The sequence below is a fragment of the Microbacterium sp. Leaf159 genome, assembly GCF_001423615.1.
In the GTDB taxonomy this organism is placed as follows: Bacteria; Actinomycetota; Actinomycetes; order Actinomycetales; family Microbacteriaceae; genus Microbacterium.
In genome coordinates, this window is record NZ_LMOU01000001.1 from 1,769,568 (window position 1) to 1,784,665 (window position 15,098).

Below are 15,098 nucleotides of genomic sequence, written 5' to 3' on the forward strand. Positions count from 1 at the left end.
ACCATCTGGACGACGCGCGATCCGCGATCTCATTGTGTCCGCTGTCGCGGCCATGACTCCAGGAACAAGACGAAGGCGACGCTCCATGAACACCGAGAACCCGCGACGAGGCGCTCAGAACCTCGGCTCCACCGGCCTCCGAAGCCGGGAGTGGCTCGGCGACGGGGGCAAGAACGGATTCATCGCGCGCCATCACCTCCGTCAAGCAGGGTTCTCCGGTCGGCAGTTCGATGGGCGTCCAGTGATCGGCATCGCTAACACATGGTCCGAGCTGACCCCCTGCAACATCCATCTGCGTGGACTCGCGGAAGCCGTGCGGCGCGGCATCCAGCAAGCCGGAGGCTTCGCCCTCGAGTTCCCGGTGCTGTCCTTGGGCGAGCCCTTCATGCGTCCAACCACGATGCTGTATCGGAACATGATGGCCATGGAACTCGAAGAGCTGTGCCGGGCGAACCCGCTCGATGCGGTGGTCGTGCTCACCGGATGCGACAAGACCACACCCGCAGCCCTGATGGCTCTCGCCAGTGTCGACATCCCTTCGATCGTTCTCACCGGCGGCCCCATGCTGAACGGCCGCTTCCGGGGACGCGTCGTCGGAAGCGGGACCGACATCTGGCGGATGACCGAGGCCCATCGGGCCGGTCTTGTGAGCGACGCCGAGTTCACCGAGTTCGAGAGCTGCCTCAATCGGTCACCGGGCCACTGCATGACAATGGGCACGGCATCGACGATGGCGAGCCTCACCGAAGCCCTCGGCATGCAGCTTCCTGGCGCGGCCGCTCTCCCCGCCGTCGACTCGCGACGCATGGTCCTCGCAGAAAACACCGGAGCGCGCGCCGTCGCGCTGGCCACCGAGGGCCTGCGCCCGTCGGAGATCATGACACGCGAAGCCATCGAGAACGCGCTCGTCGTCAACGCCGCCTGCGGAGGGTCGACGAACGCCGTGCTCCATATGCTCGCGATCGCCGGACGCCTGGGCGTTCCGCTCACTCTCGAGGAGATCGACGAGGTCAGCCGAGACATCCCCCTCCTCGCCGACATCATGCCCAGCGGCCGTTTCCTCATGGAGGAGTTCGCCTACGCGGGCGGCGTCCCCGCTCTGATGGCAGAACTCGGCGACCTTCTGCACCGCGACGCGATCACCGTCACCGGCGGGACGATCGGCGACAACGTGAAGGATGCGCGCAACGACGATCCCGAAACCATCCGCTCTCTGAGCAACCCCGTCCTTCCTGCCGGCTCCGGCACTGCCGTGCTGCATGGCAATCTCGCTCCGGACGGGGCCGTGATCAAGGTGAGCGCGGCGGATTCCTCGCTCCTCAGGCATCGCGGCCCCGCCCTCGTCTTCGATCGGCTCGAGGACTACCACGCGGTCATGAACGACCCGGAACTGGACGTCTCTTCGGACACTGTGCTGATCGTTCGCGGCTGCGGCCCACGGGGATATCCGGGGATGCCGGAGGTCGGCAATCTGCCCATTCCGCAGAAGCTTCTCGACCAGGGCATCCTCGACATGGTGCGCATCTCCGACGCCCGCATGAGCGGCACTGCGTTCGGCGCCTGCGTTTTGCATGTCGCCCCCGAGTCCGCGGTCGGCGGACCACTCGCATTCGTCCGCACCGGCGACATCATCGAGCTCGACGTCGCCGGGCGCACGCTCGACATGCTCGTGACCGACGAAGAGCTCGCGAAGCGCCGCCGCGGCTGGGTAGCCCCAGCCGCACCCAGCGGTCGCGGGTGGACGCGGATGTACACCGAGCACGTGACCCAGGCAAACACCGGCGTCGACCTGGACTTCCTCATCGGCTCCAGTGGTAACGCGCCCGGCCGTTCGCCTTTCTGATCGGAGAAGAAGCTATGACACCAGTACAGATCGCGGGCGTGTGCCCCGTCGTCGAAACACCGTTCACCGCGGACGGAGAGATCCACCCCGCCAGCATGGAGCAGTTGATCGACCGGCTGCTCCATGCTGGCGTGCGCGCGGTGATGTATCCCGGCTTCGCGAGCGAGTTTTACAAGCTCTCCGAAGCGGAACGCGACATGATGACCGGCATCGTCATCGAACGCATGCATCAGGTGGAGGGAACGGTCGTGGTCGTGTCTGTGCCGGATCACGCCACCGACATCGCAGTGCGCCGTGCGCGGGCCGCCGTCGCGGCCGGTGCGGACATGATCAACATCCTCCCTCCGCACCAGCACGGTCCGAGCTCCGACGCCGTCGCGGCTCACGTCCGCGCCATCCTCCGCGCGATCGCCCCCACGCCGGCGATCCTCCAGTACGCTCCGGCGCAGACGGGCACCACCCTCACCTCCTCGATGATCTCGGAGATGGCGCGCGAGAACCCGAACCTCGTCCAGGTCAAGGTCGAGTCCGCCCCGCCCGGACGCCTAATCTCAGCACTCGATTCCGAGGATCCGCGCCTCGACAGCATCGTCGGCTATGCCGGCGTTCAGCTCATCGATGCGTTGACGCGCGGCGCCGTCGCGGTGCAGCCCGGATCGTCGTTCCCGGAGATCTACCTGCGCATCTGGGATCTCTGGCAGACGGGCGATCGGACCGCCGCCCGAGAACTGCACACTCGCCTCCTGCCGTACATCTCCTACTGGATGCAGTCGATCGAACTGATCATTGCGGCAGAGAAGCGCATCTCGCAGCTACGGGGTCTGATCGAGTCGGATTTGTGCCGCGCCCCTGCTCGTACGCTCGACGCGCAGGAACTCGTGATGATAGACGCTTTCCTCGAGGAATTCGCCGACCTTTTGGGCTGAGGCGAGTCGCGCTCCGCGGGCTGCGGAGCGCGACCATGCCGCTCTACACCTGCGCGGGTAGGAGGCGAAGAATGAATCCGCCGCTCACCTGGACGCCGTCTTCCGCGCGCTGGACGACAGACGGGTCCATCCAATCGAACGATCCACTCACCGGGTAGTTCCGCCGGGAGAGGGCCACCAGACTCACGGCCGGATGCTCGGTGAACACATCGAACCCTTGGAGGCGCGCACCCACTGCCGTCGACCACGGGTGATGGCGACCGGTGACCTCGAATTCCAGCTCGTGCTCGCCATCCGCCAGATCGTCTGCACTGAAGATCGCGTGCCCCGAGCAGTCGACCGGCGAGAACAGATCGAACTCCCCGACAGGTTGACCGTCGAGGCGAACATCGATGATCCCGAGGTCGGGACCGAGCGCGCCGATGCAGTCGATCGCCGTCCCGGTGAAGCGCACGATGGCGCGTCCCCCCGGCTTGTCGCACCGATGGTCCTTTATCCCTGACGACCCTTGATTCAATCCGCCCGCGACCTCGCGATACTCCCAGGCGCCCACGAGGCGCACTCTCGCATCGCTCGGGGCGATCGACGTGCGACCGGGTGCGAGGCGCGTGCTGTGGTCTCCGTCGAGCAGAACCTCGATACCGGCGCCGCTGTCGTCCGTGATGATCTGCCGCCGGACATCCGTGCGTGCGGCGCGGAAGTCCTTGCTCCATCGATCACGTGCCGAACGGTCGATGCTTCCCGCTCTCACCTCGTTCCAGGATGCCGCCTCGTCGCCCATCCGCTGCGGGTCGGGCCGCGCATCGCGGACCGCCCGGCCGCGCGGACGCCGAAGATACTCTTCTCCGGCGATCGCGCCGCTCGCGCCCGCCACCCATTCGGTGACCGAGGCGGAGGTACCCAGCTGGAGTTCCATGCCCGCTTCGAGGATTCGACCGTTCGCGACCCCCGCAGGCATGCTCAGGCTGTACTCGAGCCGGATCATGCCGGTGCCGTCGACGAATAGATCGAACGTGGCTCGCAACGGTCCCGAGCTGCCGCTCACACGCACATTGACCGTCGCTTCAGCGGCGGTCACGTCGACCTGCTCCGGGCTCCAGGGGCCGAGCTGTATCCCCTCGATCGAGGGGATCGGGCCGCCCACCTCGACAGGCTGTTCACCGATCATCGCCCTGCGGATGGAGCCGCTACTGCGGTCGATCTCGATCCTGAAGGACCCCTGATCCCCCGTGATGACGAAGGCGTCCTCTGTCTCGGTGAGCTGCGGCGCCGCGATGGCGCTTTCGTGCGCGTCGTGTCCACCCGGCGAGACGAGGAGACGGTGATCGATGACCCGGGCACCGTCCAGGACCGCCAGCTCGACTGCTCCGGCGGGGATGCGCACGCCGGTCTCCTCGCCCGGTGCGACGTCGGGCCCGGCAGCACGAGTCGTGGAACCGTCGGGCAGCCGCCACTCGAAGACGAGCTCGGACAGGCGCCGTGTGGAGTATGCGTTGCCGACCATCACCTCGTCCGAGGCGTTCGACGTTGCCCGACCGGCGGCGATCCCCAGCCGCACCGGAGAAAAGGCGCTGCGGACCGCCCACCATTCCGGCTTCCGGCGGCGCCAGATGTCGATGAGTCCCCAGGGGCCGAACCCGACGATGCCGCCGGGGAGCGAGAACTGCTCGTCGACACCGGACCAGATCGCGATTCCGAGTCCGCCGTCGGACCCATGGAGGCGCTCGGCGAAGTCCGCGATGCTCACGGCCCAGTCCGCGTGGATGCCGGGGTCCCGACGCAGATCCCCGGATTGATACACAGGAACGTGAACGACCTCGTCATGCAGCACGGGCTTGCCCGCGGAGCCGAGGTCGGCGCCGTACGCCGGATAGTGCGAGCTCAGGATGTCTTCCGGCCCACCCTCGAAGCTCATGATGATCGGCCGCGAGGAGTCCAGGGATTGCACCAACTCGTGGGAACGGACGAAGTTCTCACCCCAGGTGCTCTCGTTGCCGATGGACCAGATGATGACGCTGGCGTGGTTGCGTGCGACAGCGATCATCTCGGCCAGCGGTTCGATGTACTCGGCGAGGAACCGTGGATCATCCTGGGTTGCGGGCCACCCGAATTGGCCGGCCCAGCAGACGCCGTTCTCGACCTCGAGGTAGATGCCGAGCTCGTCGGCGGCTTCGAGGAGCGCGGGGTGGGGTGGATAGTGCGATGTGCGCACGAAGTTGATGTTCGCCGCACGGAACAGCTCGAGGTCGCGGCGCTCGAGCGTGCCGTCGGACGAGCGGCCCAGCGCAGGGTCGATGTCGTGACGATTCACCCCGCGGAGGATCGTCTTCCGGCCATTGACGAGCAGCGTGTTTCCGCGCACTTCGACGGTTCGGAACCCGATGCGCTGTCGGTAGGACACGGGTCGCGTACCGCTCACCGTGATGCGGAGGTCGTACAGCGCAGGATTCTCATCCGACCAGAGTTCGGCGTCGTTGACGGGGAACCGCACATGGACGCTCCCGTCCGGCGCCGCCGCGATACCTGCCGCGCCCGCGCCGAGATCGACGGGGGACCCCGTCGGATCCGTGAGCTCGACTCCGAGTTCGGCATCTTGATGATCTCCGCCGAGGCGGAGGTCGAGCGTCAACGACGGGTGCCCGTCTTGGTCGACCGGCGTGGAGACGTGGAGTTCCTCGACCAGCGTCTCCGGGACGATCAGCACCGACACCGGGCGGAGTATCCCGCCGATGCAGTGGAACGCATAGTTGGATGCTGTCGACACCGAGTCCGATCGATCGGTCACCCCTACGGCCAGAACGTTCTCGGCATCCGAGTTCAGCATCGCGGTCACGTCGCATTCGAAACGCGTGAAGCCACCCAGATGCGTTCTCGCGAGGTGACCATTGACCCAGATGCGCGCTTGGTTGTAGACCCCGTCGAATCGCAGTACCGCACGACACCGAGGCGGCACGACGATCGGCGGCAAGGTGAGCCGGTACCCGGCTTCCACATCAGAGCTGACCGAGAACCCCTGCATCGACGGCTCACCCGGAACAGTGATCTGCGCCCAATCGGAGACGTCGGCATCGGGTGCGGCGAATCCCTGGTCGGGTTGCGTGCAGTAGACCCACCCTGTGGTGAGCACCGTGACGGGTGCGTCCACGCCCGAGACGGATTCAGGGGTAGGCAGCAGCCGAGGTTCGGCGTCGGGTGTGTGGGACACGGGTTCTCCTGGAAGATGTGGCATCGGCAGCGATCACCGCGAAGTGCTCAGGACGGGGGTAGTCTCGGATCGGATTCGTGGTCGGTGGCACTCGCGCCTCCGACCATATAATCTTACTATATTAAGAGGAGAAGCGATTGGCTAGTTGGCGGGGCCTGCACGGCATGGTGATGAACAGCCTGGGATCGCGCATCGTCCGGGGCGAGCTTCCGCCTGGCGCGCCCCTCGAGCCTGAAACGCTGATGATCGAGTTCGAGGTCAGCCGAACCGTCATCCGCGAAGCCCTGAAGACCCTCGCCGCCAAGGGACTCGTCGACGCACGCCCGAAACTCGGGACGCATGCCACAGATCGATCACGGTGGCAGCTCCTCGATGTCGACGTGATGCGCTGGCGAGTCGAGGGAGTGGTCGACCGCCGCCTGGTCCTCGAGCTCGATCAGGTGCGGACAGTCATCGAACCTTCTGCCGCGGCGATGGCCGCCGAAGCCCACTCCCCCGAGCAACTCGCCACGATCCGGGAGGCGCACGCCAAGATGGCGGCAGCCTTCGAGAGCGGCGACGAATCCTCCCACGTCGACAACGACGTGGCTTTTCACCTCGCAATCCTCGCCGCAAGTGGGAACGAGCTTCTCGAGAGATTCGAGGTCATCCTCGAGCCTGCTCTCCGCGCACGCCACGCTCTGGCGACCAAACACGCCGCGTCGAGGGAGTATCTCGATCTGCACCTCGCGGTGTACGAGGCGATCCGGGAAGGGGATGCTGAGGCAGCACGCAAGCGCGCGGCCGAGTTGATGCAGAGCTCCGCCCACGACCTCGAGCTGATCCTCAACGCCGCGCACGTCGGCTCGTGAGTCGATACGGCTCGACCGCACTCGCAGAACATCGCTGATTCCTTAACACGCTTGTTTCGAAACCTCTTTTCATATAAAACTACTTAACGCTCGTCGAGCACTTCGCCAACGATGACGAGGAAGGTAGCCATGAGAAACAGGAAACGTAAGCTGGCTGCGGTGATCACCGCAGCAGCGCTGGTAACAGGAGGCGTGGTGGCGGGTTCCGCTCCCGCGACGGCCGCGGTCGGGGTATACGTCGATCCGAATGGAGTCCTGGTTCAGGACTGGGAGGGCTGGGGCACGGCGATGGCCTGGTGGGCCGACCGCATCGGCACTTGGCCGGAGGCGAAGCGCGCCGAGATCGCCGATCAGCTGTTCTCCACCACGAACGGCCTGGGCCTGAACATCATTCGATACAACCTCGGGGGCAGCGCCGACCCCAACCCCGTCACGCAGATGCGGCCGGGCGGCGCAGTGCCCTCCTACCTTCAGAAGGACGAGACGACGGGCGTCGTCTCCTATGACTGGACCCTCGATACCGGTCAGCGCCAGATGCTCGATATGGCCAAGGCACGCGGGGCCGATACCTTCGAGGCGTTCGTGAACAGCCCGCCGGCGTTCATGACAGCCAGTGGAGACCCGCGTGGCAACCCGAACTGCAGCACCACCGACAACATCGCACCGGCCAACTACGACGCGTTCGTCGCCTATATGGTGACGGTGCTGAAGAAGTACAAGAACGGCTCGGCAGTGGACGGCGCCGGTTTCGGCACCGAGTTCGACACGATCTCGCCATACAACGAGCCAGACATCTGCTGGAACTCCGGCGGTGCGGGAATCTCCGAGGGAAACAAACTCTCGGCTGCGGCGCAGTCGGCGATCCTGGTGAAGCTCGACGCGGCGCTTGCTGCCGAGGGTCTCGACACCGAGATCTCCGGTCCGGAAACGTCCAACATGAACAACCTCGTGTCGCAGTGGAGCGCTCTGACCCCCGCCGCGAAAGCGGCTGTCGACCAGATCAACGTTCACGAGTACGGCGGCACGGACAGAGCCGGCGTTCGCAACACCGCCGTATCCGCAGGAAAGAAGCTGTGGATGTCGGAGTACGGATGCTGTGACGGCACTGGCGGCGACAACCATCAACTCACCAACCCCGGCCTATGGATCTCGCAGCAGATCTCGAACGATCTCAACGTGATGCGGCCGTCGGCGTGGGTGATGTGGCAGGTCGTCGAAGACGAGGGCATCCAGCAGAGCTACGACATCACCTGGGGTGCGATCCACGCCGATATGGCGGGTTCTACCTATACGCATAACCAGACGAAGATGTTCCCGTTCTTCCGGCAGTACACGAACTTCATCCGTCCCGGATCGCAGATCATCAGCACCGGGGACAACAATGTCGTGGCGTCGTATCAGCCGACGACCGGGAAGCTCTCGCTCGTCGCCGTGAACAACACCGGATCCGCCGTGAACAAGAGCATGAACCTCGGCGCGTTCTCGACCGTTGGTTCCTCGGCGACAGCGGTGCGCACCTCAGGCACCGAATCGTTCGTATCCCTGTCCCCGGTCGCGGTGTCGAACAAGCAGTTCACGACCACACTGCCGGCGAACTCGGTGACGTCGTACACCGTGAACGTCGGCGCCGCTGCCGCACCCTGGAACGCGTCAACGACCTACGAGATCGTCGCAGCCCACAGCAACCAGCGACTCGGAATCGCCGCCGGCAGCACAGCCGACGGAGGCCAGGCCCTTCAATGGACCGACACCAACGGCGCTGAGCAGGGCTGGAATCTCCAGCCGACCACCGACGGTTACTACAAGATCACCAACGCCAACAGCAGCAAGGCGCTCTCCGTCTCCGGCGAAAGCATCGCCAACGGCGGGAACATCGTGCAATGGACGTATGGCGGCGGGCTGCATCAGCAGTGGAAGATCGTCCCCACCAACGACGGCGGCTACGCCATCGTCAACCGCAAGAGTGGAAAGCTGCTCTCCATAAGCGGCGAATCCACCAACCCCGGAGCATCCGCCATCCAATGGACCGACGGCTCCGGCGCCCACCAGAGATGGACGCTGGTACCCCGCTAAGAACAAGTCCGGTGAAGGATGCGTACGGTTGCTCATGTCGAATGAGCAATCGCACGCATCCTTCCGTCCGATCCCGACCCAGCGCAACGGGAGTTATGGCAGACGGCGCGGTCGATTGCGCGCGGGGAACCGGCGTAGCAGCGTGGGCCGCTGGTCGTCAGACGGCAGCAGGTGCGGTCGGTTCTTCGCAAGTGTGTGGGCCGACTGTGAGGCGCGCTTCCACGCGGGATGGCTGATGCCGGGGACCGGTCGAGTCGCGAATCACGAGCCGCACGTCATAGGTTCTACGTCCGTGCACGCCTGATTCGGGGGCGAGGAGCGCGGCAACTGCGTCGGCGGCCATCTCTTCGACCGGTTGGTGCACGGTGGTCAGAGGCGGCGCGGCGAACGGCGCCTCGGGTGAGTCGTCGAAGGATACGACGGAGACCTCGGACGGCACCTGGAGTCCCACCTCTCGCAGAGCGCGGAGGGCGCCTACGGCGATCATGTCCGATGAGGCGAACACAGCGGACGGTGTCTGTTCCTCGAGGATCGTCCGCATGCCGTCGTATCCACCTTCTCTGGTGTAGCTGATCGCGGCCGCGGGTCCGGGAGTGCGGCCGGAAAGCCGATGGGCGTCGGACCAGGCTGCGTGTCGTTCATCGGCGCCCGGTGGGGATCCGAGGAATGCGACGGAATCGTGACCGAGATCGAAGAGATGCTCGAGAGCCATCAGCGTCCCCGCGCGCAGATCTGGCCGCAGAATCGCTCGGGAGGCAAGGGGTGCATCAGCATCCAGCTGGACGAGAGGGCTCGACAGCCGATCGATTTTCCGGGCATTGTCGTCGTCGAGTGGAGATACCAGGATGATTCCCGACACTTGGCGCGCATCGAGCTCGCGGAGGTGGTCGATCGTCTTCGCGGGATCACCGAGGGTACTTCCTATGATCACGCGGCTACCGAGTCGTTCGGCTTCGATTTCGACAGCGCGGGCGAGTCGCGCGTAGAACGGGTTGCCGATGTCGTGGATGACCAGGCCCAGCACTTCGCTACTGCCGAGGCTGAGCGCCCTTGCGGCGGCGTTGGGGCGATAGCCGAGCTTCTGCACGGCGTCTCGCACCCGATCGGCGGTGGCGGGAGCGACGGGTTGAGGGCCGCCGTTGAGCGTGTAGCTCACGACGGCAACGCTCACACCCGCGAGTTTGGCCACGTCCGCGCGCGTGACCGCCTTGCGCGACTCGTTGCTCACGCGGTCAGTCTCCCACAACCGCGACTCTCGCCGCTGCGTTTCCGAGCGCGATGGGCGCATCGCCGAAGTCCGGGATCTCGAGTCTCTCGCCGCCACGCAGCGCGGATTCGTGCGCGATTATCCCGGGAAGAGTGAAGCGCGCGGCGATCCATGCGTTGACCGGCGGAAGCGATCCCTGGTTGACGGCGGTCACGAAATCATCGACGAGGAAATGGTGGCTGCCTTCGTGACCGTTGCGCTCACCTTCGAAGCTCTGCGGTAGGCGGCTGCGGTCGTGCACGAGTGCGTATCCGGAAGCGAACGCGTCGCGAAGGTCGGGGTCGATGTCAGCAAGCGCCGGGTCGTCCAACGACATCGAGGTGTCGGTTGCCACGAGGCTGGAGATATCTTCGACATGCTCCTTGTCCTGCCAGACGGCGACGTTCGCGAGCTGTTCGAAGCTCGCCTCGGTCCCGAAGTAGCGGAAGCGGGATTCGCGGATCCGGGACGGATAACCCACGCGACGCATTTCGTTGATTCGCATGATCCCGCCATCGGCAAGTTCGAAGAGCGCGGTGGCGTTCGAGAAGTCGTTGTCGAACTGGCTCACGGTTTTGTCGAAGACGCCATCGCCGCGTTCGTCGCGCACTCCGATGCAGCTCACGCTGACGGCGTGTCCGCCGATCGCGCCCAGGACTCCGCCGATCGAGTGCGTCGGATAGAGCATGGGCGGGTAACTCGCCGTTGCCCGCCAGTTGTCCCCGCCGGAGTATTGATAGGCCTTGTAGAAGCCCAGGTCCATGTCGTGGACGTAGTCGCCCTCGGTGTAGAAGACCCGACCGAAGTCGCCTGCTTCTTTTCGCTGCCTCGCGTACACGGTGGCCGGATTGTAGTAGCTGGTCTCTCCCATCATGTAGGTGAGACCCGTCTGCTCGACCAACTCGATGATGCGCGCGATCTCGTCGCGGGTGATCGCCATCGGCACGGCACAGTAGACGTGCTTGCCCGCCTCAAGGGCCGCAGCCACGATGCTCCCGTGTGTCCAGCGCTGCGTGAAGATCGCGACCGCGTCGATCGACGGATCCTCGAGCAGTGCTTCGAATGAGGGTGCCACACCGTCGAGGCCGAGCCGCTCGACGTTCTCGGCGGCACGTTCCGGAATGAGGTCAGTCACGACGACCCGATCAATGCCCGGGTGCAATTTGAACAAGTGGGCGAAGTGGCCAGCGAACTGGCCGGCACCGACGATGCCCAGGGTGAAAGACATGTGTTCTCGCTTCCTCGCGTTGTCGTGCGCTGATGCCCGACGAACAGCGATCGTGACACATAACATTACGCGTGTCAATAATAAGACATCCTTCTGTTCACGGGCTTTGATTGCCAGTTGCGCTCAAATAGTTACGCGGGTAAAGTCGCCGCAACGCCCCGGCATTTCCTGAACCGACAGCGGACAGAGTCCGCCCTACACGAAGGCGATAGACGATGAAGTCACCGATTCCCCTGGCCGCAGCGACGGTCGTAGTCCTGGCTGTTGCCGTGACCGGCTGCGCAGGCAGCGGCTCCAGCGCCACCACCACGCTCGAGTTTCAGACGGCCACCGGCGCTGATTCGCCGGTTTTCGCCGAACTCGAGGCTGCCGCTGAGGCCTTCACGAAAGAGAACCCCGAGATCGCTATCGATGTCATCCCGCAGACGAGCAGCTATGAAGCAGACATGAAGGTGCGGCTGGCCGCTGACGACGTTCCCGACATCATGGGTACCCACGGCTGGTCGCTGCTGCGCTATTCCCCGTTCCTCGAGCCGTTGAAGGCGCAAGCATGGAACGCCGACGTCAACCCGGCGCTGAACGATGCGATGCGTGGGGAGGACGATGAGATCTATGCGTTGCCCATCGTCACCGATGTCGCTGGTCTCGTCGTCAACTACGACGTCCTGGAGAGCGTCGGCGCGAGCGCTTCCGATCTGACGACCTGGTCCGGCTTCACCGAAGTCGCTGAGAAGATCGCGGCAACCGGGATCGCGCCGATCGTTGTCGGTGGCAAGGACGAGTTCCAGGGGAACGTCGTCGATTGGATGGCCAGCGCTTACTACGACGAGGCCTCGCTCCAGGACCTCGGTGAGGGAACCTGGGTCAACGAGCCGTACGAAGAGATGCTCACCCTCGTCGACGATTGGCGCGCAGCCGACTTGTTCAACGACGACTACTCGTCGGCGACGGGCGATGACATGGCTCGCGCTCTCGCCGACGGACAGGGCGCTTTCGAGTTCGGCCAGAACAGCCGCATCACCGCTGCGCTCGACTACAACCCCGACGCGAATATCGGGTACATCCCGGTGCCAGCGCTCGAGGGCGGAGACCCCTTCCTCATCGGCGGCGAGATGGTCGCGTTCGGTACGGCCCGCGGCGGCGAGCACCTCGAAGAGTCCCTGAAGTTCCTCAACTTCCTGTCCGAGCCTGACCGCATCGCCAGTCTTGCCGCGGCCGCGGGGAATGCACCTGGTTTGGTGACGGCCGACGTGAAGCTCGCCGGCCCCCTCGCCGACTCCTACAACGAGTACGCAGCCTCGGGCGAGGTCCCGCTGGTGCCCTACTTCGATCGCGTGTACCTGCCCAACGGCATGTGGGACACGATGGTCACCACGACGGATGCCGTCATCACCGGCCAGCAGAATCCCTCAGCGGCGACATCGCAGATGGCGTCCGATTTCGACAGCCTGTTCAGCCAGTCCAAGTGATCCGGTGAGGGGCGCACATCGGTCGCGCCCCTCACCTGCGACCAAGAGGAGCACTCATGGCCATCAATGCGCTACCGCTGGCGGGAACGAAGTCCCTCCCTCGCATCCGTTCTCGTCGCCCCCGCGGCGCCGGCATCAACACCCTCTACCTCCCGGCGATTCTGCTGTTCGCCATATTCTCCGTCTACCCTCTGATCTCCGGCGTCCAGATCTCGTTCACGGACTGGGACGGATACAGCGCGGGTCGCGACGCCGTGGGACTGGACAACTACATCCGGTTGCTGACCGACGTGAACTTCCGAACGGCACTGCTCAACACGTTCGTCTACGGCATCGGCTCAACTGTGATCCAGCAGGTGATCGGTCTCGGGCTCGCCCTGGCATTGAACCGAGCCTTCCGCGGCAGGGGGCTCGCCCGCACGATCATCTATCTCCCGGTGCTCGTGTCACCGATCGTCATGGGCACCATGTACTACCAGTTGTTCCGCTACAACGGGGGCGCGCTCAATGACATCGCCGCGGCGGTCGGAGGGTCGCCTGTGCCGTGGCTCAGCGATGCGGGCCTGGGAATCGCTGTCATCGTCGCGGTGAACTCTCTGCAGTACGTCGGTATCTCGATGGTCATCTACCTCGCCGGTCTGCAGGCCGTCCCTCAGGAATACTACGAAGCCGCAGCCATCGACGGCGCCGGCCCATGGCAACGATTCCGCTCGATCACCGTCCCGCTGCTGCAACCGGCATTCGCCACGAGCGTCATCCTCAACCTCATCGGCGGACTCAAGCTCTTCGACGTCATCACGGTGATGACCGGCGGCGGCCCGGGTTACGCGACGCACTCCGTCTCATCACTCATCGGCAAGACGTACTTCGACAACCAGGCTGCAGGCTATGCCTCCGCAATGGGCGTTGTACTGTTCCTCATCATCGTGGTGCTGACCATCGTGCTCAACAACGCACTCAACCGAAAGCGGGTGGACTCGTGAACGACACACGACCGATTGCCAAGGCCGCCATCTGGATCTTCGTCGGAGCAGCGATGATCCTGCAGCTCCTGCCCTTCTACGTCACCGTCACGACCGCCCTCAAGCCCCGAACAGACCGCAGTTCATCATGGCTGCTCCCACAGGGTGAGATCGCATGGGAGAACTTCCAGACCGCCATCGAAGATGGAAACGTGATCACCGCGATCGTGAACACGGCACTCATCACCGTCGTGAGCACGCTTCTCACCTGTGTCATCGCTGCGGCCGCCGCCTATCCCCTGGCCCGCCGAACGACGATCGGCAACCGCACACTACTACTGGCGATCGTGGGACTCATGATGATTCCGCCGCTGTCCACGCTGGTGCCGCTCTACACCCTTCTCCGCGGCATCGGAGCGCTCAACACCCACTGGGGACTCACTATCGTGATGGTGGCGAACGGCCTCCCACTGGCGATCTTCTTGTACGCCGCCTTCATGCGCTCGTTGCCCGTCTCGGTCGAAGAGGCCGCACGCGTCGACGGAGCCTCCCAACTGCAAGTCCTGTGGCAGATCGTCGTACCGATGCTGAAGCCGGTCACCGCCACGGTCATCATCCTCACCTCCGTGGGAGTGTGGAACGAGTTCGCCCTGTCGAACTACATACTCACCAAGCCGGACACGCGCATGATCGCCCCCTCTATCAGCACCTTCTTCTCCGCCACGGGGTCCAACTTCGGCGCGGCCGCGGCTGCCTCGCTGCTCGCCGTCGCGCCCGTCCTTATCGCCTACCTCTTCCTGCAACGACAATTCATCTCGGGCATGGTCGCCGGCGCCGAGAAGTGAAGACGTCGGGCTCGCGGTTCCGTCGCACGAGAGCACTTGTGCGTCACGGTCTCGAGGCTGAGGACCCAGCTCGCTCCTGGTCTGGCAGTCACCATATATTGAATGGAGCTGGAGTGGCGCGGATGAGGCACGCCCTCCGTGTCACGAGTGGATCTGCTTCACCGTCACCACGACGTTCAGCGACAATGACGCGGTCGTGACCTACGCAGGGGCGCGGGGTCACTCCGGCGATCGCAACGCCGGCGACTTCTCCAACGACGTCTTCTAGACGCAGGCGAACGGGCCTCGGCGGCTGGTACTTGCCCGTGGCAAGCGCGCGGAGTTGTTGCATCGGCCCGCCGTTGGCTATGAGCGGGACCGCCTCCACAGTTCGAGTCCCGAGGAGCGTCCGCGACGTTGCGAGGGGCAGCGAACAGGGCGGCTCGGGGAGTTCGCGAAACCCGTCCCCCG

The 15,098-nt window shown here is 64.8% G+C and carries 10 protein-coding genes; 7 read left to right on the forward strand and 3 right to left on the reverse strand.

All coding sequences use genetic code 11. From position 1 onward, the window contains the following. Positions 1–85 precede the first annotated feature (85 nt). Positions 86–1,843 carry an IlvD/Edd family dehydratase gene (locus ASF80_RS08395; RefSeq protein ID WP_056309780.1) on the forward strand — a complete coding sequence of 586 codons (1,758 nt, stop codon included), beginning with the start codon at positions 86–88 and terminating at the stop codon, positions 1,841–1,843. Between the two features lie 14 nt (positions 1,844–1,857). After that, the gene (locus ASF80_RS08400) at positions 1,858–2,769 is read left to right on the forward strand and encodes a dihydrodipicolinate synthase family protein (protein ID WP_056309782.1); all 912 of its coding nucleotides are present in this window, start codon (positions 1,858–1,860) and stop codon (positions 2,767–2,769) included. Positions 2,770–2,812: 43 nt separating this feature from the next. On the opposite strand, the gene ASF80_RS08405 is transcribed toward ASF80_RS08400, so the two are convergent. Then, on the reverse strand, positions 2,813–5,974 hold the full coding sequence (locus ASF80_RS08405; protein ID WP_162239122.1) for a glycoside hydrolase family 2 TIM barrel-domain containing protein: 3,162 nt from the start codon (positions 5,972–5,974) through the stop codon (positions 2,813–2,815). A 137-nt stretch (positions 5,975–6,111) separates the two neighbouring features. Here ASF80_RS08405 and ASF80_RS08410 point away from each other — a divergent pair, with 137 nt between their 5' ends. Next, entirely contained in the window at positions 6,112–6,825 is a 714-nt protein-coding gene (locus ASF80_RS08410) for a FadR/GntR family transcriptional regulator (RefSeq protein WP_157521006.1), read from the forward strand. A gap of 159 nt (positions 6,826–6,984) precedes the next feature. Then, entirely contained in the window at positions 6,985–8,898 is a 1,914-nt protein-coding gene (locus tag ASF80_RS08415; RefSeq protein ID WP_162239123.1) for an RICIN domain-containing protein, read from the forward strand. 157 nt (positions 8,899–9,055) lie between these two features. On the opposite strand, the gene ASF80_RS08420 is transcribed toward ASF80_RS08415, so the two are convergent. Together ASF80_RS08420 and ASF80_RS08425 are read right to left on the reverse strand one after the other, a co-directional pair. Beyond that, complete coding sequence (locus ASF80_RS08420; RefSeq protein WP_082488237.1) at positions 9,056–10,186, reverse strand: LacI family DNA-binding transcriptional regulator; 1,131 nt, start codon at positions 10,184–10,186, stop codon at positions 9,056–9,058. After that, positions 10,131–11,372, reverse strand: coding sequence for a Gfo/Idh/MocA family protein (locus ASF80_RS08425; protein ID WP_056309793.1), 1,242 nt, complete (start codon positions 11,370–11,372; stop codon positions 10,131–10,133). Before ASF80_RS08425 ends, ASF80_RS08420 begins: the two co-directional genes overlap by 56 nt. Before the next feature lie 215 nt (positions 11,373–11,587). Between ASF80_RS08425 and ASF80_RS08430 the strand changes: the two genes are divergently transcribed. Genes ASF80_RS08430 through ASF80_RS08440 form a run of 3 tightly spaced genes read left to right on the forward strand, consistent with a single transcriptional unit; the run spans position 11,588 to position 14,648 of the window. Then, entirely contained in the window at positions 11,588–12,841 is a 1,254-nt protein-coding gene (locus ASF80_RS08430) for an ABC transporter substrate-binding protein (protein WP_056309798.1), read from the forward strand. A gap of 56 nt (positions 12,842–12,897) precedes the next feature. Next, complete coding sequence (locus tag ASF80_RS08435; protein WP_082488238.1) at positions 12,898–13,824, forward strand: carbohydrate ABC transporter permease; 927 nt, start codon at positions 12,898–12,900, stop codon at positions 13,822–13,824. Next, the gene (locus tag ASF80_RS08440) at positions 13,821–14,648 is read left to right on the forward strand and encodes a carbohydrate ABC transporter permease (protein ID WP_056309800.1); all 828 of its coding nucleotides are present in this window, start codon (positions 13,821–13,823) and stop codon (positions 14,646–14,648) included. Before ASF80_RS08435 ends, ASF80_RS08440 begins: the two co-directional genes overlap by 4 nt. Positions 14,649–15,098: the final 450 nt, after the last annotated feature.

Coding starts and splice junctions, on each gene's coding strand:
- ASF80_RS08430 (WP_056309798.1), top strand. CDS start 11,588: ATGAAGTCACCGATTCCCCTGGCCGCAGCGACGGTCGTAGTCCTGGCT.
- ASF80_RS08425 (WP_056309793.1), bottom strand. CDS start 11,372: ATGTCTTTCACCCTGGGCATCGTCGGTGCCGGCCAGTTCGCTGGCCAC.
- ASF80_RS08395 (WP_056309780.1), top strand. CDS start 86: ATGAACACCGAGAACCCGCGACGAGGCGCTCAGAACCTCGGCTCCACC.
- ASF80_RS08435 (WP_082488238.1), top strand. CDS start 12,898: ATGGCCATCAATGCGCTACCGCTGGCGGGAACGAAGTCCCTCCCTCGC.
- ASF80_RS08400 (WP_056309782.1), top strand. CDS start 1,858: ATGACACCAGTACAGATCGCGGGCGTGTGCCCCGTCGTCGAAACACCG.
- ASF80_RS08420 (WP_082488237.1), bottom strand. CDS start 10,186: ATGCGCCCATCGCGCTCGGAAACGCAGCGGCGAGAGTCGCGGTTGTGG.